Annotated in this window: 18 protein-coding genes and 2 pseudogenes; 7 read left to right on the top strand and 13 right to left on the bottom strand. The window is 61.2% G+C overall.

What is annotated here, in order from left to right:
• Positions 1-20: 20 nt before the first annotated feature.
• The 5 genes from AC07UK_RS18500 to AC07UK_RS18480 all read right to left on the bottom strand — a co-directional run bounded on the left by AC07UK_RS18500 (position 21) and on the right by AC07UK_RS18480 (position 5,085).
• Positions 21-1,073, bottom strand: coding sequence for a porin (locus AC07UK_RS18500; RefSeq protein ID WP_494686089.1), 1,053 nt, complete (start codon positions 1,071-1,073; stop codon positions 21-23).
• A 325-nt stretch (positions 1,074-1,398) separates the two neighbouring features.
• On the bottom strand, positions 1,399-2,559 hold the full coding sequence (locus AC07UK_RS18495; RefSeq protein ID WP_494686088.1) for an RNA-guided endonuclease InsQ/TnpB family protein: 1,161 nt from the start codon (positions 2,557-2,559) through the stop codon (positions 1,399-1,401).
• Between the two features lie 180 nt (positions 2,560-2,739).
• Positions 2,740-3,798, bottom strand: coding sequence for a phenylacetaldoxime dehydratase family protein (locus AC07UK_RS18490; RefSeq protein ID WP_494686087.1), 1,059 nt, complete (start codon positions 3,796-3,798; stop codon positions 2,740-2,742).
• 38 nt (positions 3,799-3,836) lie between these two features.
• Positions 3,837-4,280, bottom strand: coding sequence for a GFA family protein (locus tag AC07UK_RS18485; RefSeq protein ID WP_494686086.1), 444 nt, complete (start codon positions 4,278-4,280; stop codon positions 3,837-3,839).
• Between the two features lie 19 nt (positions 4,281-4,299).
• A complete protein-coding gene (locus tag AC07UK_RS18480; RefSeq protein ID WP_494686198.1) occupies positions 4,300-5,085 on the bottom strand; it encodes an SDR family NAD(P)-dependent oxidoreductase in 786 nt (261 codons plus the stop codon).
• A gap of 204 nt (positions 5,086-5,289) precedes the next feature.
• Between AC07UK_RS18480 and AC07UK_RS18475 the strand changes: the two genes are divergently transcribed.
• Positions 5,290-6,219 carry a ketopantoate reductase family protein gene (locus tag AC07UK_RS18475; RefSeq protein WP_494686197.1) on the top strand — a complete coding sequence of 310 codons (930 nt, stop codon included), beginning with the start codon at positions 5,290-5,292 and terminating at the stop codon, positions 6,217-6,219.
• A gap of 22 nt (positions 6,220-6,241) precedes the next feature.
• Here AC07UK_RS18475 and AC07UK_RS18470 read toward each other — a convergent pair whose 3' ends face one another.
• The 3 genes from AC07UK_RS18470 to AC07UK_RS18460 form a co-directional block, all read right to left on the bottom strand.
• Positions 6,242-7,549 carry an ABC transporter substrate-binding protein gene (locus AC07UK_RS18470; RefSeq protein ID WP_494686085.1) on the bottom strand — a complete coding sequence of 436 codons (1,308 nt, stop codon included), beginning with the start codon at positions 7,547-7,549 and terminating at the stop codon, positions 6,242-6,244.
• Positions 7,550-7,696: 147 nt separating this feature from the next.
• Complete coding sequence (locus tag AC07UK_RS18465; protein WP_494686084.1) at positions 7,697-9,310, bottom strand: transposase; 1,614 nt, start codon at positions 9,308-9,310, stop codon at positions 7,697-7,699.
• The gene (locus AC07UK_RS18460) at positions 9,310-9,642 is read right to left on the bottom strand and encodes a MerR family DNA-binding transcriptional regulator (protein ID WP_494686083.1); all 333 of its coding nucleotides are present in this window, start codon (positions 9,640-9,642) and stop codon (positions 9,310-9,312) included. The genes AC07UK_RS18465 and AC07UK_RS18460 overlap by 1 nt, the downstream gene beginning before the upstream one ends.
• Positions 9,643-10,256: 614 nt before the next feature.
• Between AC07UK_RS18460 and AC07UK_RS18455 the strand changes: the two genes are divergently transcribed.
• Positions 10,257-10,466: a hypothetical protein gene (locus AC07UK_RS18455; RefSeq protein WP_494686082.1), complete on the top strand. Its 210-nt coding sequence runs from the start codon at positions 10,257-10,259 to the stop codon at positions 10,464-10,466.
• 50 nt (positions 10,467-10,516) lie between these two features.
• On the opposite strand, the pseudogene AC07UK_RS18450 reads toward AC07UK_RS18455, so the two are convergent.
• A pseudogene (locus AC07UK_RS18450) lies at positions 10,517-10,966 on the bottom strand (IS607 family transposase); the annotation flags it as partial.
• 270 nt (positions 10,967-11,236) lie between these two features.
• On the opposite strand from AC07UK_RS18450, the gene AC07UK_RS18445 reads away from it, so the two are divergent.
• The 4 genes from AC07UK_RS18445 to AC07UK_RS18430 all read left to right on the top strand — a co-directional run bounded on the left by AC07UK_RS18445 (position 11,237) and on the right by AC07UK_RS18430 (position 13,978).
• Entirely contained in the window at positions 11,237-12,097 is an 861-nt protein-coding gene (locus AC07UK_RS18445; RefSeq protein ID WP_494686081.1) for a DNA adenine methylase, read from the top strand.
• A 261-nt stretch (positions 12,098-12,358) separates the two neighbouring features.
• Positions 12,359-13,069: a hypothetical protein gene (locus AC07UK_RS18440; protein WP_494686080.1), complete on the top strand. Its 711-nt coding sequence runs from the start codon at positions 12,359-12,361 to the stop codon at positions 13,067-13,069.
• Between the two features lie 306 nt (positions 13,070-13,375).
• Positions 13,376-13,579, top strand: coding sequence for a hypothetical protein (locus AC07UK_RS18435; RefSeq protein ID WP_494686079.1), 204 nt, complete (start codon positions 13,376-13,378; stop codon positions 13,577-13,579).
• A gap of 198 nt (positions 13,580-13,777) precedes the next feature.
• Positions 13,778-13,978, top strand: coding sequence for a hypothetical protein (locus AC07UK_RS18430; RefSeq protein ID WP_494686078.1), 201 nt, complete (start codon positions 13,778-13,780; stop codon positions 13,976-13,978).
• Between the two features lie 458 nt (positions 13,979-14,436).
• On the opposite strand, the gene pcaD is transcribed toward AC07UK_RS18430, so the two are convergent.
• The 3 genes from pcaD to AC07UK_RS18415 all read right to left on the bottom strand — a co-directional run bounded on the left by pcaD (position 14,437) and on the right by AC07UK_RS18415 (position 16,862).
• On the bottom strand, positions 14,437-15,219 hold the full coding sequence (pcaD, locus tag AC07UK_RS18425; protein WP_494686077.1) for a 3-oxoadipate enol-lactonase: 783 nt from the start codon (positions 15,217-15,219) through the stop codon (positions 14,437-14,439).
• A 206-nt stretch (positions 15,220-15,425) separates the two neighbouring features.
• The gene (gene catC / locus AC07UK_RS18420) at positions 15,426-15,704 is read right to left on the bottom strand and encodes a muconolactone Delta-isomerase (RefSeq protein ID WP_494686076.1); all 279 of its coding nucleotides are present in this window, start codon (positions 15,702-15,704) and stop codon (positions 15,426-15,428) included.
• Between the two features lie 33 nt (positions 15,705-15,737).
• On the bottom strand, positions 15,738-16,862 hold the full coding sequence (locus tag AC07UK_RS18415; protein WP_494686196.1) for a muconate/chloromuconate family cycloisomerase: 1,125 nt from the start codon (positions 16,860-16,862) through the stop codon (positions 15,738-15,740).
• Between the two features lie 117 nt (positions 16,863-16,979).
• Between AC07UK_RS18415 and AC07UK_RS18410 the strand changes: the two genes are divergently transcribed.
• Positions 16,980-17,876, top strand: a complete 897-nt coding sequence (locus AC07UK_RS18410; protein WP_494686075.1) for a LysR family transcriptional regulator — start codon at positions 16,980-16,982, stop codon at positions 17,874-17,876.
• Here the strand turns inward: AC07UK_RS18410 and AC07UK_RS18405 are convergent.
• Positions 17,873-18,058, bottom strand: a pseudogene (locus AC07UK_RS18405) (LysR family transcriptional regulator); the annotation flags it as partial. The gene AC07UK_RS18410 and the pseudogene AC07UK_RS18405 sit on opposite strands and share 4 nt — an antisense overlap.
• Positions 18,059-18,258 lie beyond the last annotated feature (200 nt).

Raw genomic sequence — 18,258 nt, 5'->3', positions numbered from 1 at the left:
TTGCCGCTCTCCCGGCGCGCTCAGAATTTGTGGCGCAGGCCCACGCCAAAGGTATTGCCGGGGTTCAAGTCGCTCACCTTGTCATAGCGCCAGGCGGCGTAGACGTCGGTGCGCTTGGAGAACGGGTAGTCATAGGCCATGGTGGTGGTATCGCGGCGCTTTGAGATGACCGCCTCATTGCCGCCCTGCCAGGTGCGTACTAACTCAACCATCAGCAAGCCTGGACCCAGCGGCGCGCTGGCGCCCACCTGCACGGTCTTGTCGCGCTGGCGGCTTAGGGAGCTGAAGCTGTTGTCGGACTGCGCATATTGCCCGAACAGTTTCACCACCTTGAAGTCATAGGAAACGCCTGCCAGGTAAGCCATCTGGTAGTTCGCACCGAAAGCTGCTAACTCGGGCGCGTTCACACCCACACGCTGCACGGCCAGCGTGGCGCCGAAGTTCCCGTTGAAGTAGGTCGCATTGCCACCAAAGTTCTGCTTGCCCTGATGGCCTGCCACCTCGCCGGTCGAATAGATGGCGTTGAAGCGCAAACCGCCGAAGCCGGGGCTCTGGTACAGCACCGAATTGTCCCACGCGGTGTCGCTGGCCACCGAACTGCTCACCGGCGAGCCGGGCGGCGTGCTGTAGGTGTGCAGGAACATGGGGGAGAACACGGCCGAATCCGCCAGCGGGTTGAACAGCGACATCGACACGAACAAAGGCGTGGTATTGCGGCCGAGCTTGACGGCACCGAAGCTGCCGTTCAGCCCCACGTAGGCATTGCGCCTGAACATGACGTCGCCGTCAAAGCGGCCGGCCTTCCCGGTATCGGTGCGGAAAAAGCTCTCGAGCGTGAATTCGGCGTTCAAGCCGTTGCCCAATGCTTCCTGGCCGCCGATACCCCAATAGGAGGTGGTCAGACCGGAGCTCTCTACTGCGGCCGTGCTATGAGCATTGCCGCTGGTGCGCACCGAGCCTACAAAGGCATCCACCGCGCCATACAGTTGCATATTGCTCTGGGCGCTGGCCGCGCCGGCGCCAAGGCTGCCTGCGACCGCCACGGCGGCCAGCATCTTGCGTTGAGACTTCATTGCTTTCCTCCTCTCTCTTGCGGATGTTGTCTGGTGTTCAGCCGGCCACTAGTGCGAACACGCGCGGCGGCTGCCCGAGCCGTTCTGGATCTTCAGCGGCACCGCCACGATCACCAACCCTGTCGGCGGCAACTGATCCCGGGTTCCTAAGCCACTGCAGTCCGTACCTGTTCGCCCCATTCATTAGCGTGCGGCACCGGGGAATCCGCTCATTCGCCATTTTTCGACCCGCCGGGAGGGCGCAGCCAGCATGCGTCCAGACGGCAGACGAGCTCAGGTAAAAATGATTGGCCCGGTAGCACCGGCCTCCTGTTTGATTTACGCATTACGCTACGCGACATCCTGCGCATGGGCCTATCGAGAATGGAAGAAGCTTTTTCCGCAGCGGCCGGTCAAGCCGCCGTGAATAAGGCCTCGTCAGAGGCCGGGGGCGGACGTGCCCCTCTTGCAGAAGGTTTCTTGCAGCATTGACGTCTCGGTCGTGTCTTGTTTGGCACACCGAACAGGTCCAGTCTCGCAGGCTTAATCCTGCGAGACCTAACGGACCGGTCCGCGACGTGCAGCACGAACAGGTCTGAGTGGAATAGCGTTCATCGACTTCCTCGAACCACACGCCCGCGCTATCGCACTTGTACTGGAGCATGGTGCGGAACTCACTCCAGCCCGCATCCAACACAGATTTGGCCATGTTGGTCTGGGCGAGCGCGGAGGCGTTCACATTGCCGATGAAGATGGCACCGTACTGCCGTACGAGTGCCGAGGATTGCTTGTGCAGAAAGTCATTTCTGCAGTTTCTGACTTTGGCATGAAGTGCCGCGACCCGCTTCTTCTTGCGCGCCCGCTGAGCGTTGCCGAGCGCCGCTTCATACCGACGGTAGAACCGTTTGGCTTCGATCACTTGTCCGTCGCTTGTTGCCGCGAAGTCCTTCAGTCCCAAGTCGATGCCGACCGACGCCCCACCTTCCGAGCGCGCCGCGACTGGCACCTTGACGGTCACGTTCAGATACCAGCGCCCGCGTGCGTCCTCACTGAAGTTGCCGGCCCGCAAGTCGTATCCCGCCAAGCCGTAACTATCCCAGAGGGACAACCACCGGCCATTAAAGCGCACCTGGCCGTGCCCGTACTTCAGGGCCCCGGTTTTGAACGGAACCCAGCCCAGGCTGCGGCGCGCGCCGCCGCTGGCGCGCCAACGCAGCTTGACCTTCTTGAATTGCTTTCGCCGGCGGCAATACTCCTGCCCGATCTCCTGCACCGTGTGACTATGCAGGGCCAGACCCGCCTTAGTCGCGCCGTCTGTGTACTTCTGCAACTCGTAGGCCCCGATAAAGCGCCGCTCACGCTCGAACACGCGCGTCGAGAGTTCATTGACGAAATTCCACACGAAGTTCACCTCCCGCGCCTGAGTACGAAGCCAGGCGGCGTGTTTGTCCTTGATGCGCAAACGCAGGACACGAGTGACGGTCGAAGTATGAGAGGTGCCTAACATACCGAGTCTAAGACTCGGTTTTAGCCTTCCTACAACACACCCCTGCGCCGCTTACCCCGCCCTGAAGAGACGGGGCTTGCGCGACGGTTCTATTGGGTCATTAATGTCAGATCGCGCCACAATGTAATTGCGCGCGACCTAATTCCGCTGCTGGGGGAAGCGAAGGCCTCCCAGCAGCCGTTAACCGGCCGCCGTCGCGAACCGCAGCAGGCCGGTGTCAGGGTGGCAGTTGATGTATTCGAAACGCTGATCCTCGGCGCGCAGTACCGTCACCTCGTGGTACAGCTGCAGTTCGAGGGAGAAGTTCATCTTGTTCACCATGCGCATGAAAGTGGCGAAGATCGCCACGTGGGTCGGGTGGCTCTCGGACCAACGCTCCATGAGCTCCAGGCTGCGCCACCAGCTGAGGCCGTAGCTTTGCTCCAGGGGATTGAAGGATTCGTCCACCAACGTAAGATAGCGGTTGGACAAGCAGCCCACTTCGCCGCCTTGGTCGCGCAGGAAGTCCATGCCCTCGCGAAACGTCGGTTCCACCTGCTGCAGGTACAGGTCCCGTTCACTGCCGCGCGTGCGTGACCAGTCCTGGCCGGAGCGGATGAGCGCCAGATTTTCCACGCCGGTGACGTGCACGCGGCGTCCCGACTGCGGCTGTGCCTGCGGCAAAGCCGGCGCGCCGCGCAAGGCGTCCGTCTGTCCGATGGCGAAGCGGTCGCGCATGCTGCCCCAGTACCCGTGCTCGATCACCTCACCGCTAGTTGCTTCGGCCAGCCGTGCCACGCCCTCCAACCCGTTTGGGGTGGAGAATAGGGTTTCAAAGCGCTCGACGCCCGGACTGGCGACCTCGCGGAACCATCCGCACTCTTCCTGCAGGCGCTCGTCACTCTTCCACCAAGCGTCAATCTCCGGCTCGGCGATCCAGCGGGCAAAGGCCTGAGGATCCCTCCAGTAGCCGACCCATACCAGCGTCTCGTAGCCAGCCTGGTCGACCATGAAGGAGGTGTCGTAGTGGCCGGGTGCGTCTGCGCCGTGTGCCGCCTGACGCAGCCGGCCAATACCCTCTCGAGCTGCCCTTCGGCCCCCTTCGGTACTGTACTGGACGCCGATGTAGGCCATGACGACCTGTTTCACGCCGGTACCCATACGCGCCACGTAGGCCGGGTTAGGCGGCGTATAGTCCGGCGAGGCCCGGGCATCGCGGGTCCGCGGGCAGCGCATGTGAGCAGGGATCGCTGATTCCATCGTAAATCTCCAGGGATAGGTAAGAGAAGGGCCGCCTCTCAGGAATTTTTGCTGGCAAGCGGAGGCACCGGGTTCCGCTCGAACAGTTCCGTCGATCGGTCGACATGAGCCCACGGCTGAGCCGAGACCGTCCATGCCGTGGCATCCACCTGGAGTCCACTTGCATCATCGAGCGTGCCCGCCTTGACAAGGCGAATGTCTGGCTCCAATTGCAGCGCCTCGAACATGGGCGTGCCACAGATTGAGCAGAACTGGCGCGTCACGTCGTTCCCGGAATCCGAGATGCTCTTGAAAGAACGGAGCGACTCTTCACCAGCCACTATTTCCAGACCCTCGCGTGGAACGACCAGCACGTGCGCCGGCGCGCCCCCGGAGGCATATTGACAATCCCGACAATGACAGACGACAAATGGCGTTGACGGCGCCGTCACCGTGAAGCGCACCGCACGGCAAAAACAACCGCCCGAGAATTCTCGAGTCATGGATACAGCCTCGCTTTCTTCAGTCGTGCTCGAAGATAATGGTGGGCAGGTCCACGGCGGCAGCGCCACCATCGACCATCAATGAACTGCCGGAGATCATCGCAGCGAGCGGCGAGGCGAGGAACAAGACGGCGTTCGCCACGTCCTCAGGGTTGGCAGCACGGCCGATCGGCACGTCGCGCGTGACGAGGTCGTAGGCCGCTGCATTGTCGGCCAGGTTGTACTTTTCGGCGAGCATCTGCATCTGCTCGTCGGCCATTTCGGTGCGCACCCACCCTGGGCAGACTGCGTTCACGCGCACGCCCTGCTTGCCATAGTCGCGCGCCAGCGAACGCACGAGGCCGATTAGGGCATGCTTCATCGTCACGTAGCCGACGACGCGCGGCGCCGCGAAGTAGCCTGCGATCGAGGAGACCACCACGATGTTTCCGCGCCGCTCGATCAATTCGGGCAGCAGTTCGCGTGCGCAGACGAAGGCGGTATTCAGGTTCAGGCGCGTGGCCTCAGCCCACGCGGCGTCGTCGGTGGAGAGCGCATCGCCAACGCCATGCCCCCCCGCATTGGCGACGAGCACGTCGATGCGACCGAACTTCTCGCGCGCCGCCGCGATTGCTCGCTGCACATCGTGAGTGCTTGCGGCGTCGCCCGCGACAGCCATCCCGCCGAGCCGGTCGGCCACTGCCTGGACACGATCAAGGCGCCGACCCATCAGCACCACGCTGCCACCTGCAGCAACAAACTGTTCGGCTACGGCCGAGCCAATGCCGGTGCCGCCCCCGGTGATGAATGCGACCTTGCCGGCCATGGAATGGGTAGAGCTCACTTGTCTTTTCTCCTCGTTGAAATGCACTGTAGGCATGGTGGCAACTGTGCTCTCTTGCGGTCGAAAGGACTGTGCTGGATCCGCTCGGAGATTTGTCTGAAGGGGGCTTTCTTCTGGGAAGCTGTTGCGGACCGGCGATGGGCAAGGCAATGTGCTGGTCATGAACATGGCAATGTGCAAGGCATGATGAATATAGCGATCCTTGGCGCGGGAGCGATGGGCTCCCTGTTTGGCGGTCTGCTCGCAGAAAGCGGACAAGTCGTGACCCTTCTCGACATCAACGATGTCCATATCCATGCCATTCGCGAGCATGGACTGCGACTGGAAACCGATGCGGGTGATCGCCGGGTCTCCGCGCTCACGGCCTGTCGCCCTGAGCAGGCAGCTGCACAGCCCGACCTTCTGGTTGTGTTTACCAAGAGCCTGCATACCGCATCTGCGCTCGATGGCATTGCCAGCCTGATCGGGCCGCAGACGCTTGTGCTAACGCTCCAAAACGGCCTCGGCAATGTGGAGACTATTTCCAGATTTGTGCCGGTGGAGAGGATCCTCGTCGGTATGACCACTTGGCCGGCGGATGTGGCCGGCCCTGGCCACGTGCGTTCGCATGGCCAAGGGGTCATCCGCGTCATGGGGGCTACCCGCCTCGAAGGTTCCGACATCGCACAAGTGTCGGACACTCTGTCCAAGGCGGGGCTGCACTGCACCATGGATCCTGCGGTATGGAAGGCCATCTGGGAAAAAGTCGCCTTCAACGCAGCCCTCAACGGGATCTGTGCGGTTACTGGATGCACGGTCGACCAGCTTGGCGCGACCCCGGAAGGCATGGCACTCGCCTCGGCGGTTATCGACGAAGTCGTTGCCGTCGCGCGAGCTGAAGGCGTAGAGGCTGATGCCGACCATTGCCGCGGGTCCGTTTCCCATGCCATCACTCACCACGTGGGCCACAAACCCTCGATGCTGCAGGACGTTCTGGCCGGCCGCCCCACCGAGGTCGGGGCCATCAATGGGGCGGTCGTGGAAAAAGGCGAGCGGAGCAGCATTGCCGTTCCGCACACCAAAACGTTGTTGCATCTAGTGCGTTTGATTGAGGCGCGCAGTAAGGCTGGCGGCTGAGAGGCACAGCCGCCAGCCCCGCTCAGGCGACCGTCAGCAGCTCGAACTTGCGCTGCACCGGAATCTCCGGCGCCGTTCGGTTGTGCGTGATAAAGAGCTCAGGCTTTCCCTGTGCGTTGAGGCGCCATTGCCCACCGACGATACGCATCTTCGAGACATTCTTGATGCCGCTGCCGCCGAAGTCTAGGCGACCAATAACGGTCTCATGCTTCAAGGTACGCAACGTGTCAGCCACCTTTGCAGGGTTCTTCGGGTGGCCGCTGGCCTTCAGCGCCGCAACGCCTGCCTCGAACAGTGCGTGCACTACGCCCAGAGGTTGGGTCCATTCCCTCTTCGTCGCGGCCTGGTAGGCCTCGGCCAATTGACCGGCGGTCTGGCCGGTCAGGCTAGAGCGGAACGGATAAGCAGGAGACCACCAGACCTCAGTGGACATGCCGTCAGCGCGCGCACCCAGAGCCGCTACGCCACTCGGGAACAGGAATGCCTTTGCCACGGTGGCAACCTTTGGCTTGAAGCCCATCTGCGCTGCCTGCTTCATGAAGGTCGCCCACTCGGGTGGCGGAAACACGCCGGTGACGATTTCGACCCCCTCTTTCTTGAAGGCTTGGATGTAGATCGAGAAATCATCCGTTCCCAGTGCGAATTTACCCACGTCCACGATCTTGTAGCCGCCCTTGGCGAACATCGCCGGCATGCCAGCCTTCAGATCGCCCATGGCGTTGCCCGGCAGCGTGTTCTCGAAAACTGTCCCTACCACCTTGCGGACCGGTAGGTCTTTCCAGATGTCGAGAAACACATCGCTGATGTCCTCGAGGCCCCAGAAGAAGTGGACGCAGTTCTTGAAACCCTTTGCCGGGTCGCTCTTCATAGGGAACATCCACGCTTGCCACGGCGACATCGTGGTGATACACGGGACACCGTTGCTCTCGCATTGCTGCGAGACCGGAACCACGCCCAGCGCGCCCTGCGCGAGCATCAAGTCCACGTTGTCCTTGTTGATCAACTCGGCTGCGAGGTTCGAAGCACGGTCGGGGCTGCTCTGGTCGTCGCGCACCAGAAACTCCACCGCGTACTTCTTGCCCCCGATGGTCAGGCCGCCCGCTAGCGCCTTTCTCGCTTGCTCCACGATGAAGTTGTCGCTTTCGGCGAAAGCCGAGAACGACCCGGTTCTGGGGCTAATGTAGCCGATGCGGATGACATCCTCAGCGGCCGATGTGGTGCCTGGCACGGCAAGCACGGCACCCGCGGCGAGGGCGGTCGATTGCTGAAGGAAGCGACGTCGAGTGATGGCTTGTTCCGGCGGGCTGGACTTGGAAGACTGATCGTTCATCGTGGATTCCTCTGTGGTGGTGATGTGGCGAGGCGAGCTTTCGCCGATGGAATGCGGCTTCTTACTCAATGAGAAGCTTAGGGACGATCCGAACCAAACTCTGTACTGCAACCGTCCAAGAATGTGGCTGGCGCCGACACTCCACCGTTACTTTAAAGATGTGCAAATCTGAACATTCAGAATGGCGCAAGGCGAACGGTGGTCCTTGCTGGAGGGTGAAGCCGGAGGGCTTCGACCAACGGTGCTGACGCCTGGCCGCGCGGACGCGCGACCGGCTGCGAGCCACTGCTCGCGCACCAGACTCCTGTACGCTGTATGAACCTCGCCCCAGGCGCCTTGTCGCGATCTACGGTCTTTCCTTACAGGTAACCGCAGGACTTCATGGCGCCCCCGCACCGGAACACGGACATCCGTGCCGGCGCGCGGCAAGCGTTCAGACAACTTCTGCCCGCGGCGGGCAATCACGCCCGCTGCCGCAGCATGCACGCTCCAGCCCCGTCGCGCGGCATACTTCACCGCCGCGATGGTCGACGTGTAGGCTGGATTGATCAGAATTAATTCGACACCGGCCCGGTGGCACTTGGCTGCGAGCTGTTGTCGGTAGTTGGCGTAAAGCAGGCCCGAGAGCATGCGGGCACCTTTGGGACTGGCCTGGCCCAGTGCCTTCTTCTTCGCGCTGAAGTCCAGGGCTTCGGCCACCAGCGGCTTTCTGGCGTCCCGGGCCAGACGGACGGCCTGACTCAAGGCTTCACATAGCGCGGCCTCGCGCTGCCCTGAGGTGGCGTCCTCGCGCAGTAGCGGCAGCCGCAAGGTTCGGAGCATGTTGCCGTACAGGTCGGTCTCGGTCACCGCAAGGTGGTCGACGTTGAAGTCGACGCCGATGGCGCCGTGCTGGGCGACCAGCGTGGAGCGCTCCGCCGGCGGGTGGCTGAACGCGACAAACGCCCGCCAGCCGCGCTCGTCCCGGTGCAGCCGCCAGCTAAAGGCAACGTTTTCGGCGAGTGCGCGCTCAATGGCGGGCCGGTCGTAAGCGAAGTCCACGTTGTCAATGAGCAGGCATTTGGCCTCGCCAGCGGCAAGCAAACAATCGGGCAGACGGATCTTGAGGCGGAACTGACCGTTTTCTGCCGGGAGCAGCTGGCAAAGCTGGTTGCCCGCCGTCTCGCCCATGGAGCCCAGGAAGAACACCTGATGCGAGCGGGCATGGTGCCACGCTTCCTGCCAGGTCTCCCGGTCAGCATGCGAAGTCAACTCCAGGTGGAACTGCTGCCGGAACAGCTTGCCGGTGCCAAAGCAGATGCCGGGCACGTTCGCCGCAAGGCGCGTTTCCACCGCCTTGAGCTTCGACTCCAGGCGCGCTAGCGCCACGGTATTGGCATAGGCTTGCCGCTTGAGCTTGTGCAAACGTGCCGGCGCCAGGCGGAGCCGGTCCCTGGCGACTTCCTGTAACCGCTCCCGACGCGTGGTCAATTGCTTCTTCTGGCGGTCCAGCGCCTTGTTCAGGTCCTTGCGTCGCTCCTTGAGCAGCTCCCGCGTTCCATCCATCAGCCCCTGCAGGTCGCAAGCCAGGGCGTTGAACAGGCGCGCGGGGATGGCGTGGGTGCGACAGAATTCGGTCTTGTACGCCATCGCCTTGCCGCCGCCGGCGGCGACGCAGGCGTACAGCTTGCGCTTGAGCGTGCCGTAGAGGTCGCCGTAGCGCTGGAGGATACTCTCCGACTCTTCGCTCAGGCGCAGGCGGGTCTGTGTGGTTGCCTGCATCACCCCGCCAACGCCTTCAGGTTCTTCCGGCTGCGCGAGCCGTAGAGGCGCGACGAGAAGACGGTGAGAATCTCGGTGAGTTGCTTGCGGGATATCCCTGGAGTCTTCTTCCGATAATTCAGGCCGCTGCCCAGGTCCGTCACAACTTCGACGTGGGAAAATCCTACCTCGTGGCGGATCGTCTCAGAGGCGCAGCGCCGATGACCGCCTGATGTGCGGAGAGCAGGCAGCAGACGGCCCTGGCGATGCCAGCGCCGCAAAGTCGCGACAGCCACGCCAAGCGCGGCTGCCGCTTCGCCGATGGATAGAAGGTGCATTCCCGGTTTGTTCATAACCGGGTATAGGCATGCTTTTTAAACGCGCATGATCAGGTTTGTGCAGCCTGTCTGCAAACAGCTACATACCCGCATAGCCGGGCCTCCGCGGGTTCACCGTCACTTTAAAGATGTGCAAATCTGAACATTCAGAATGGCGCAAGGTGGACGGTGTTCATTGCCGGAGGGCTTCGGCCAACGGTGCTGACACCTGGCCGCGCAGACCCGCGACGGGCTGCGAGCCACTGCTCGCGCACCAGGCTCCTGTACGCTGCATGAACCTCGCCCCAGCCACCTTGTCGCGATCTGCGGTCTTTCCGTACAGGTAACCGCAGGACTTCATGGTGCCCTCGCAAGGGACACGGACATCCGTGCCGGCGCGTGGCAAGCGTTCAGACAACTTCTGTCCGCGGCGGCAGCATGCACGCTCCAGCCCCGTCGCGCGGCGTACTTCACCGCCCCAATGGTCGACGTGTAGGCTGGATGGGTCAGAATCAGTTCGACGCCGCTACGGTGGCGCTTGGCCGCGAGCTGTTGTCGGTATTTGGCGTAGAGCAGGCGCTTGGAACCCAGGAAGAAGACTTGGTGCGAGCGGGCATGGCGCCACGCTTCCCGCCAGGCCTTCGGTCACCATGCGACGTCAACTCCCGGTGGAACTGCTGCCGGAAGAGCTTGGCGGTGCCAAAGCAGATGCCGGGCACGTTCGCCGCGAGACGGGCTTCGACCGCACGGAGCTTCGACTCCAGGCGAGCGAGAGCGACGGTATTGGCCTGGGCTTGCCGTATGAGCTTGTGCAGGCCTGCCGGCACCATGCCGAGCCGGTCCCTGGCGACTTCCTGTAGCCGCCACTGCCGCACGGCTCGCGGGATATCCCTGCAGTCGCATCGAGCACTACGACCTCAACGCCGAAGAACCGGCAAATCTGGAACAGCAACTCACTGCCAAAGCGCAGCAGCCGGTCCTTCGTCACGATGACGAGGCGGCTGACGCGCCGGCGCAGGGTGTCAAACAGAATGCGCTGCAGGCCATTCTTCCGATAGTTCAGGCCTCTGCCCAGGTAAGTCACGACCTCGACGTGGGCAAATCCAGCTTCATGACAATGCCGCTCCGGGCGGGCGGCTTGCGTCAGTAGTTGCTCGCGCTGGTCATGAGAGGAGACCCTGGCGTAGCAGGTGGTCTTGCCGGCTGCGGGGCTCTGCGCGCCCGATGCGACTCGGACTGCGTCTGATGCGTAGCGCCGATGGCTGCCTAAAGTGCGAAGAGCAGGCAGCAGACGGCCTTGGCGATGCCAGCGCCGTAACGTGGCGACAGCGACGCCAAGCGCCGCTGCCGCTTCGCCGATGGATAGAAGTGCGTTCCCGGTTTGTTCATAACTGGGTATAGGCTCGCGTTTTAAACGCGAAGGATCAGATTTCTATAGCCTATCCGCATACTGCTAGATACCCCATCTGGCCCAGCCGGCGGGTGCTCTTTTGCCTTTCGGAAGCGCCAACTCAGCTTGGCCTTCTTGAAATCCCGGCAGTGGCCACGGCCTCAGCGGCGCTTTTCCCTACCTTTTTATGATTCAAAAAAATATTTCTCCGGAGGAATAAAAAAAATTTCTACATGATGGATGAAAAAAAATCCATCAACCAAACTTTCAAGCCCCGCCCCCTTCTTAAAATGGATTGGCGGCAAATCTACCTTAATGGACCGTATCGAGCCGTTGCTACGCGCATTCGGCCCACGCACTCGTCTCGTCGAGCCATTCGTCGGCGGCGGCTCCGTCTTCCTCAGGGCCGTTTTCGACGAATATCTACTCGTGGATGCCAATCCGCACCTAGTTGAACTGTATCAGTCAATACAAAATGATGCAGAAACTTTCATCGGAAAGTCCAAACCACTGTTTTCAGCATCCGCCAATTGCGAAGAAATCTACTACGCAATCCGCGATGGTTTCAACGATGAATCCGACCCACTGAGTCGCGCCGCCTACTTCTTATATTTGAACAAGTTTGGCTACCGAGGGGTCGCCAGATATTCCGGCAAGGGCAAGTTCAACACGCCATTTGGGCACAATCGGCTACCCGGATTTCCAGAGCAAGAGATTCTCGCCTTTGCTGACAGGTCGGTCTCTGCCACGTTCCGACACGCCGATTTTACTGAGGCGTTCCGCGACCTGCGGCCTGGGGACATCGTCTATTGCGACCCTCCCTACCTCGATACTGAAAGCAAACCATCGTTCCGTGACTACGTGCCGGGCGGATTCAGCGCCGAGCGACGACGCGAACTAGCAGACCTTGCTCGAGCGACGGCGCAGAAAGGAATCCCGGTGATTGTTTCCAATCATCTAACGCCCGAATCCCGGGCACTTTACCATGGTTCAGTCGTCCACGAGGTTTCGGTCAAACGCAATCTAAACCCCAAATCCGGGCTGCAGCGGACAACCGAGGGCTTGTTTGTTTTCGAGCCATGTGGAGACAAGGAGGCATGACCCAGGCGTACTCCACTCGGTTAATCTTGCCTGGGCCACGCCCGCCCTTCCTCAGTCGTCACAGGAAACTACTATTTGCATTTGGCCCCATTTGAATGGCTTTGAGACCTGGAAATCCCGTTGCCCTGAACAATGAGCACGTATAAAGTCATCGTTATGGCACGAGATACTCAAAGATTTCTCGAATGATGACCCTGCGAATTTGGTTGTTGCGAAGCAGCTTAAATATTCAACATATAAAATCAGTCTCAAGGAGAATTCATGAACGAAACCAAGACTAACGACCCTAATACCTCGGGCGCCGACCCCACGAGCAGGTTACAGCCAAGCGTGAAAGTAATGCTTCCACATGGCTGTATGCAAGAATTTCAAGACGAAGCAAACTTTTTCTTCCAGAAATACGATAATCCGGTTGTCGGCTACGCCATTACAACGCCAGAGAAGCTTCGGCCAATCAAGGCTTACTGCAGGGCGAGGGCCGTTGCTTGCGTCGTTGTAAGGAGTGAGGAAGATTTCGACCTGTATGCAGCAACGTGGCATTTCCCATATGTCTGCAACATAGAAAGTCTTGACCTAACCGAGTGTATGACCGTGGTAGCTCTCACCGGAGGTGAGGCGCCTACAGATAACGCTCGCTCGATTATTCATATTCCTGACCATTTCATTTCCAAAGTAATCGATGATTCCATGAAGACGGGGCAAATCGCCGTAATCCTGTGCAGCCCGACACGGGCTCTGCTTTTTGCATTTCCATTTGATGATGCAGATATGGACGGGCTGCATGCCGCGGCCATGGTTTCAGGCCATTGGCGACCGTACTCTATTTACGATGATAATATTTTAGCCGAGGCTGCCGCGTCCTATGGCCACCTAAACAAGCGCCGCTCGGAGGGCTGGGGCGTGGAAATTCCCTCCTTTTTCAGCGAAGAAAAGGCGAAGGCACTCCGCGAAGAACTACTGCGCGAAATGTAAAGCCGAGGGCATGTTCCGAGCTGTGTGGCAGGTATCTCAATGGATGGGGCAATTTGGACGATGGCAGCAACCGTAGAGCTTGTGCAGTGGCCAACGATGCGGCGGCGGCCAGCGCGCAGCCGCGCACTATCCGTCGCACCGTGATTCATATCATTAACGACCAGTTCGACATGCCGCGCCTGCGCACCGGCCAGTTTTCGATCTCTCTCGCGCGGGTGGGCTGGTCTATGGTGGTTAAGCTCGTCTGCCGCGCACGCCCCGCGCAAGCACATCACGCTGGAACGCAACCTCGCGGACTATGCCCTGGTGATCGAAGCCGACCTCACGCGCATCGAGCAGATGGTGTGGACCCTGGTCGGCAATGCGCTCAAGTACACCGGCCTTGGCGGCAGCATCTCGGTCTCGCTGGCGCGATGGCGACCGCAGTGTGCTGGAAGTGCGCGATACCGGCGGTCGGCATCGATGCGCGGAGCCTGGTGCATCATGTACCGGCCGGGCACCGCGCACTAAGGCACTTCTGCTGCGTTGCCACACACAATTGGCTTGATGACGACGACAAAGGGGTCTATTGTGACCGCTCGGTGTACGCTCCCAGCGCTCCTCGCACCGACGCACCCACTGCCATTGCCCTCCCCGCCACTGGGGAATCGAGCTGGCGGCAGCAGTCGTAGTTCGTTTTTCCAAAACCGCGACAACGGAGGCCGACATATGCTAGGCCCGCATGAAATCGGCGCGCTACTGCTGCTTGGCGACAAGCAGGAGATCGACGACCTCGAACCTGAGCAATTGGATACCTTGTTGGTTCACAAGCTGGTTACGATGGAACATGGTCATGATAGCGGCAATGCCTATCCTCGCCTGACAAGTCATGGGCATTCCATGCTCGAAGAGGTGCGCCGAATTCGGTAAGAGCAAGTCCACCACAAGCCGGCAAAGCAAACGACTGTCGCCCTCCATAGCAACTGTGATATCCGGACGCCGTGATGGAGCCCTGCCGCCCTGCTCGGGCTCGGGCTCCTGTAGGGCGGTAGCTCCGACATCGCAAGGGGACGCGCCGTGGTTGCGCTATCGACAATGATAGGAGCGTTAAGCCGGTCACGGATCGTGACGGATTCTGACTTTTAGGACGCCATTCTTCTTGGATTCGTCTTCGATGAGGAGCTATCCCGGCACGGCCCCCAGAGGGTCCCGTTAGGGACCGGCCCGGACCACCCATGTCCATCTCATCATTGGCCTTTATCCCCGATGAAATTCGTCTCCGCCGACAGTTGCACAACTGCCTTAACAAATGCACGTAGGTGAAATGCGGCAGGTGTTCGTCGTGGAACCGGGACCATCCGGCGTGGGCTTACTAGCGCAGAATGGCCTCAACTGCGCAGCAGGAACGAAATCACCGCATTTGCAAACGGCTCGGGTATTTCCCAGTTGGAAAGATGCGCCGCATTGAGCGCGATGTAAGCCGCGCTCGGAATCGCATTCACCACGGCAAGTCCCTGCTCCGGCGTGGTCGCTGCATCCTGCGTGCCAGCAATCAGCAGAACCTCTGCCCGAATGTCCTGCAATAGTCCGCGGAGATCCGCATCCCGCACGGCAGCGCAGTTTTCGGTGTAGCCGACGGCATTGGTCTGCAGCAACATCTCGCGTACTGGGTCAATAAGCGCTGGATTTTGCGCCAGGTACGGGGAGGTGAACCAGCGCGCCAGGACACCGTCGGCAATGGCGACCATGCCGTCACGCTGTACGGTGTCTATGCGGCTGTTCCAGACGGACGCTGGGCCGATCAGCGCCGCCGTATTCGCCAGCACAAATCGACCGAAGCGATCGGGATGATGCCGCGCCAGCCACATGCCGGTCATACCTCCCATCGACAAGCCACAGAAGTGTGCGCGTTGCACGCCGGCGCTGTCCATCACCGCCAGCACATCGGCGGCAAGTTCTTCCATGCCGAACGGTGGACCGCTCACCGACGATTCTCCATGCCCACGCGTGTCATAGCGCAGCACGCGAAAGTGCCGGAGTAGCATCGGCATCTGCGGGTCCCACATTGCGTGCGTGGTGCCGAGAGAATTGGACATGACCAGCACCGGCGCGTCGGCCGGGCCTTCAAGTTGGTAGTGGAGGCGAAGGTCGCCGCGGATTGCCGTGCTCATGAAGCGGTAAGTACCTTACTAACAATGGTGAGGATGGGGGAACCGGGGGGCTTGGCGTCGATCAATCGGCGTGGATGCCACGCCCGCGGATCAGCTCGCCCCACTTGGCGGTCTCGCGGGCCAGGTGTCGTCGATGGCCGCAGGAACAGCCGTTGCAGCAGGGAGCATTTGTCTCCGGTCCTTTCTTTTAATGTCGAGCAGCGCGTTCAGCGTATCGACGACGGATGCTTCGCCAGCGGCGTGACCGCGAGCTTCATGTACGGGAACAGTGGCAGGCCGGCCAGCAGCGTGTGCAGTTCGTCGTTGGATTCGACCTCGAAGATGCTGTAGTTGGCGTATTCGCCCACCACGCGATAGAGCTGCTGCCACTTGCCCTGGCGCTGCAAGTCCTGCGCGTAGGCCTTCTCGCGCGCCTTGATCTCATCGGCCTGCGCCGCGGGCATGTCGTGCGGCAGGTTGACGTCCATCCGTACCAGATAAAGCATGAGGGTTTCTCCGATCGTGTTTGGGGTCGATATTCAGCCTTGCTTGCGGCGATAGTGCACCAGCTTGTCCTCGTCCAGCGCGAGCCCAAGGCCCGGCCCCTGCGGCAGGTGCAGCGCAAAATCCCGGTACTCCGGCCGCGCCGTGACGACATCGTCCTTGAGCAACAGCGGCCCGAACAGTTCCGTGCCCCATGCGAGCTGCGGCAGCGTGCAGAAGCCGTGGGCGGCGGCGATGGTGCCGACGCTGCCTTCCAGCATGGTGCCGCCATAGAGCGCGATGCCGGCCGCGTCGCCGACCGCGGCGGTGCGCAGCATGCCGAAGATGCCGCCGGACTTAGCGATCTTCAGGGCAAACACGTCGGCGCCGCCGATGCGTGCCAGCTCCATCGCGTCTTCCGGCCCGCACACTGCCTCGTCGGCCATGATCGGCACGACAAAGCGCGCGGCAAGCCGGGCCAGCGCGGCACGCTGTTCGCGCGGCGTGGGTTGTTCGATCAGGTCGATGCCGGCGGCTTCCAGCATGGCGATGCCGGTGGCGGCCTCGGCTTCGTTCCAGGCCTGGTTCACGTCCACGGTCACGCGGGCACGATCGCCCAGCGCGCGCTTGATCGCGGCCACGTGGGCCACGTCGTCGCGCACGGCACGGCGGCCGATCTTGAGCTTGAAGGTGTTGTGGCGGCGCGCTTCCAGCAGTTGCTCGGCCTCTGCGATATCGCGCCCGGTATCGCCGCTGGCCAGCGTCCACAGCGCCGGCAGCGTGTCGCGCACGGCGCCGCCCAGCAGCGTGGCCAGCGGCACGCCGAGGCGCTTGCCCTGCGCATCCAGCAATGCGGTTTCAAGGGCGCACTTGGCGAAGCGGTTGCCGCGCGCCACCTTGTTCAGGCGCGCCATGGCCGCATGCACGTTGGCGGCGTCCTGGCCGAGCAGCGCGGGCGTCAGGTAGGTGTCGATGGTGAGTTTGATGCCTTCTGGGCTTTCGTCGCCGTAGGACAGACCACCGATAGTAGTGGCCTCGCCGATACCTTCAATGCCGTCGCTGCACTGCAGCCGCACGATGACCAGCGTCTGCTGCTGCATGGTCGCCATGGCAAGCTGGTGCGCCCGGATGGTCGGTAGGTCGACCAGGATTGTTTCAACTGCCGTAATCGTTGCCTGGATCATTCGATACCTTTGCGGTGCAAATTGAGTTCTGACCGAGTATGCATCTTGACTGAATAGCTGTCCAAGACCGATCATGTCTGATGTCATACTGTACAGGTATCGCTGGGGAGGAATATGGAGCTTCGCCACCTACGCTATTTCCAGACCGTCGCTCAGGAGTTAAATGTGACACGGGCGGCTTCAATCTTGAATATGGCCCAGCCGCCGTTGTCGCGCCAGATCCGGCAGTTCGAGGATGAAATCGGCGTGGAGCTCTTTCACCGCGTCGGTCGCGGAATGCGCCTGACCGAGGCTGGGCGTTTCTTGTTGGAGCAATCGCTACAAATGACCCAGCGGCTGGAGGAAACTATCGAGGCTACGCGGCGTATTGGTCGCAACGAAAAGCGCTGGTTTGGCATTGGCTTCGTGCCGTCGGTACTGTATGGCTTCTTACCAGAGTTGATTCGCGAACTGCGAGGTGCCGATAGCCAGGTGGAAGTAGGGCTCAGCGAAATGATCACTGTGCAGCAAGCGACCGCACTCAAGGCCGGGCGCATTGACCTGGGATTTGGTCGCATTGCGTTGAACGATCCCGGCATCATGCAAACGGTTGTAATGGCCGAGCCGTTAATCGCGGCGTTGCCGGCTGCCGTCGCAGTTCGAGGTGATGACGCGCTCACGCCGGAAGAGTTGGCGCGGCGGCCGTTTGTGCTTTACCCTGCACGCCCAAGGCCCAGTTACGCGGATCATCTGCTTTCACTCTTTCGCGCCCACGGGCTTCAGTTGCGCGTGGTCCAGGAAGCGAATGAACTGCAAACCGCGCTGGGGCTAGTCGCGGCCGGTCTGGGCATCACCTTGGTGCCGGCCTCTGTACAACGCTTGCACCGCGACGACGTGCGTTATTGCCCCATTGACGCACCCGGCTTCGTCTCGCCCGTGATCATGAGCATGAGGGCCGGCGACACATCGCCCTTCCTGGCGCGCGCGGTGGAATGGGTGTTGCGGCAGGCGGAGCCACCCTCTCAAGCCTAGTGTCCTAGCTCTGGGTCGGCGGCAGATTGGAATGTCGCCTCATCATATAGCCGATAGATCATGTCTTGCATGGCCCGCAGGTCGGCGGATTCGTTGAGCAGGCGCGTGCTCAGGATGATGGGCGACACCAGGTTGAGATCGTCCAGTTCGACATATGTGACATCATCTCGTTTGAGGCCATGCCCGGGTGACTCGGGCCGGGACCGCGACACGGCGCTACCAGATTTTTCATATCTCTGCGAACGGCTGCGCTTTGTCCCGACCGAGAACCAGGTGTGGCTCGACGATCAGCGAGTTGTGTCATGAATTTTGAGGCCAATCGCGCCGGCAATACTCGGCTGCCCGAGCCCACCAACGTCTAGCGCCGTGCCTCCGAGGTATG

This window comes from Cupriavidus sp. GW821-FHT07C08, assembly GCF_059419025.1.
Note: the sequence above shows the minus strand (reverse complement) of the source record. Positions and strands in the feature narration are given on the sequence as shown.

Bases quoted from the DNA above. Each gene is read 5' to 3' on its own strand.
- AC07UK_RS18500 (WP_494686089.1), bottom strand. From the start codon at position 1,073: ATGAAGTCTCAACGCAAGATGCTGGCCGCCGTGGCGGTCGCAGGCAGC.
- AC07UK_RS18495 (WP_494686088.1), bottom strand. From the start codon at position 2,559: ATGTTAGGCACCTCTCATACTTCGACCGTCACTCGTGTCCTGCGTTTG.
- AC07UK_RS18490 (WP_494686087.1), bottom strand. From the start codon at position 3,798: ATGGAATCAGCGATCCCTGCTCACATGCGCTGCCCGCGGACCCGCGAT.
- AC07UK_RS18485 (WP_494686086.1), bottom strand. From the start codon at position 4,280: ATGACTCGAGAATTCTCGGGCGGTTGTTTTTGCCGTGCGGTGCGCTTC.
- AC07UK_RS18480 (WP_494686198.1), bottom strand. From the start codon at position 5,085: ATGGCCGGCAAGGTCGCATTCATCACCGGGGGCGGCACCGGCATTGGC.
- AC07UK_RS18475 (WP_494686197.1), top strand. From the start codon at position 5,290: ATGAATATAGCGATCCTTGGCGCGGGAGCGATGGGCTCCCTGTTTGGC.
- AC07UK_RS18470 (WP_494686085.1), bottom strand. From the start codon at position 7,549: ATGAACGATCAGTCTTCCAAGTCCAGCCCGCCGGAACAAGCCATCACT.
- AC07UK_RS18465 (WP_494686084.1), bottom strand. From the start codon at position 9,310: ATGCAGGCAACCACACAGACCCGCCTGCGCCTGAGCGAAGAGTCGGAG.
- AC07UK_RS18460 (WP_494686083.1), bottom strand. From the start codon at position 9,642: ATGAACAAACCGGGAATGCACCTTCTATCCATCGGCGAAGCGGCAGCC.
- AC07UK_RS18455 (WP_494686082.1), top strand. From the start codon at position 10,257: ATGCGACGTCAACTCCCGGTGGAACTGCTGCCGGAAGAGCTTGGCGGT.
- AC07UK_RS18445 (WP_494686081.1), top strand. From the start codon at position 11,237: ATGAAAAAAAATCCATCAACCAAACTTTCAAGCCCCGCCCCCTTCTTA.
- AC07UK_RS18440 (WP_494686080.1), top strand. From the start codon at position 12,359: ATGAACGAAACCAAGACTAACGACCCTAATACCTCGGGCGCCGACCCC.
- AC07UK_RS18430 (WP_494686078.1), top strand. From the start codon at position 13,778: ATGCTAGGCCCGCATGAAATCGGCGCGCTACTGCTGCTTGGCGACAAG.
- pcaD (WP_494686077.1), bottom strand. From the start codon at position 15,219: ATGAGCACGGCAATCCGCGGCGACCTTCGCCTCCACTACCAACTTGAA.
- catC (WP_494686076.1), bottom strand. From the start codon at position 15,704: ATGCTTTATCTGGTACGGATGGACGTCAACCTGCCGCACGACATGCCC.
- AC07UK_RS18410 (WP_494686075.1), top strand. From the start codon at position 16,980: ATGGAGCTTCGCCACCTACGCTATTTCCAGACCGTCGCTCAGGAGTTA.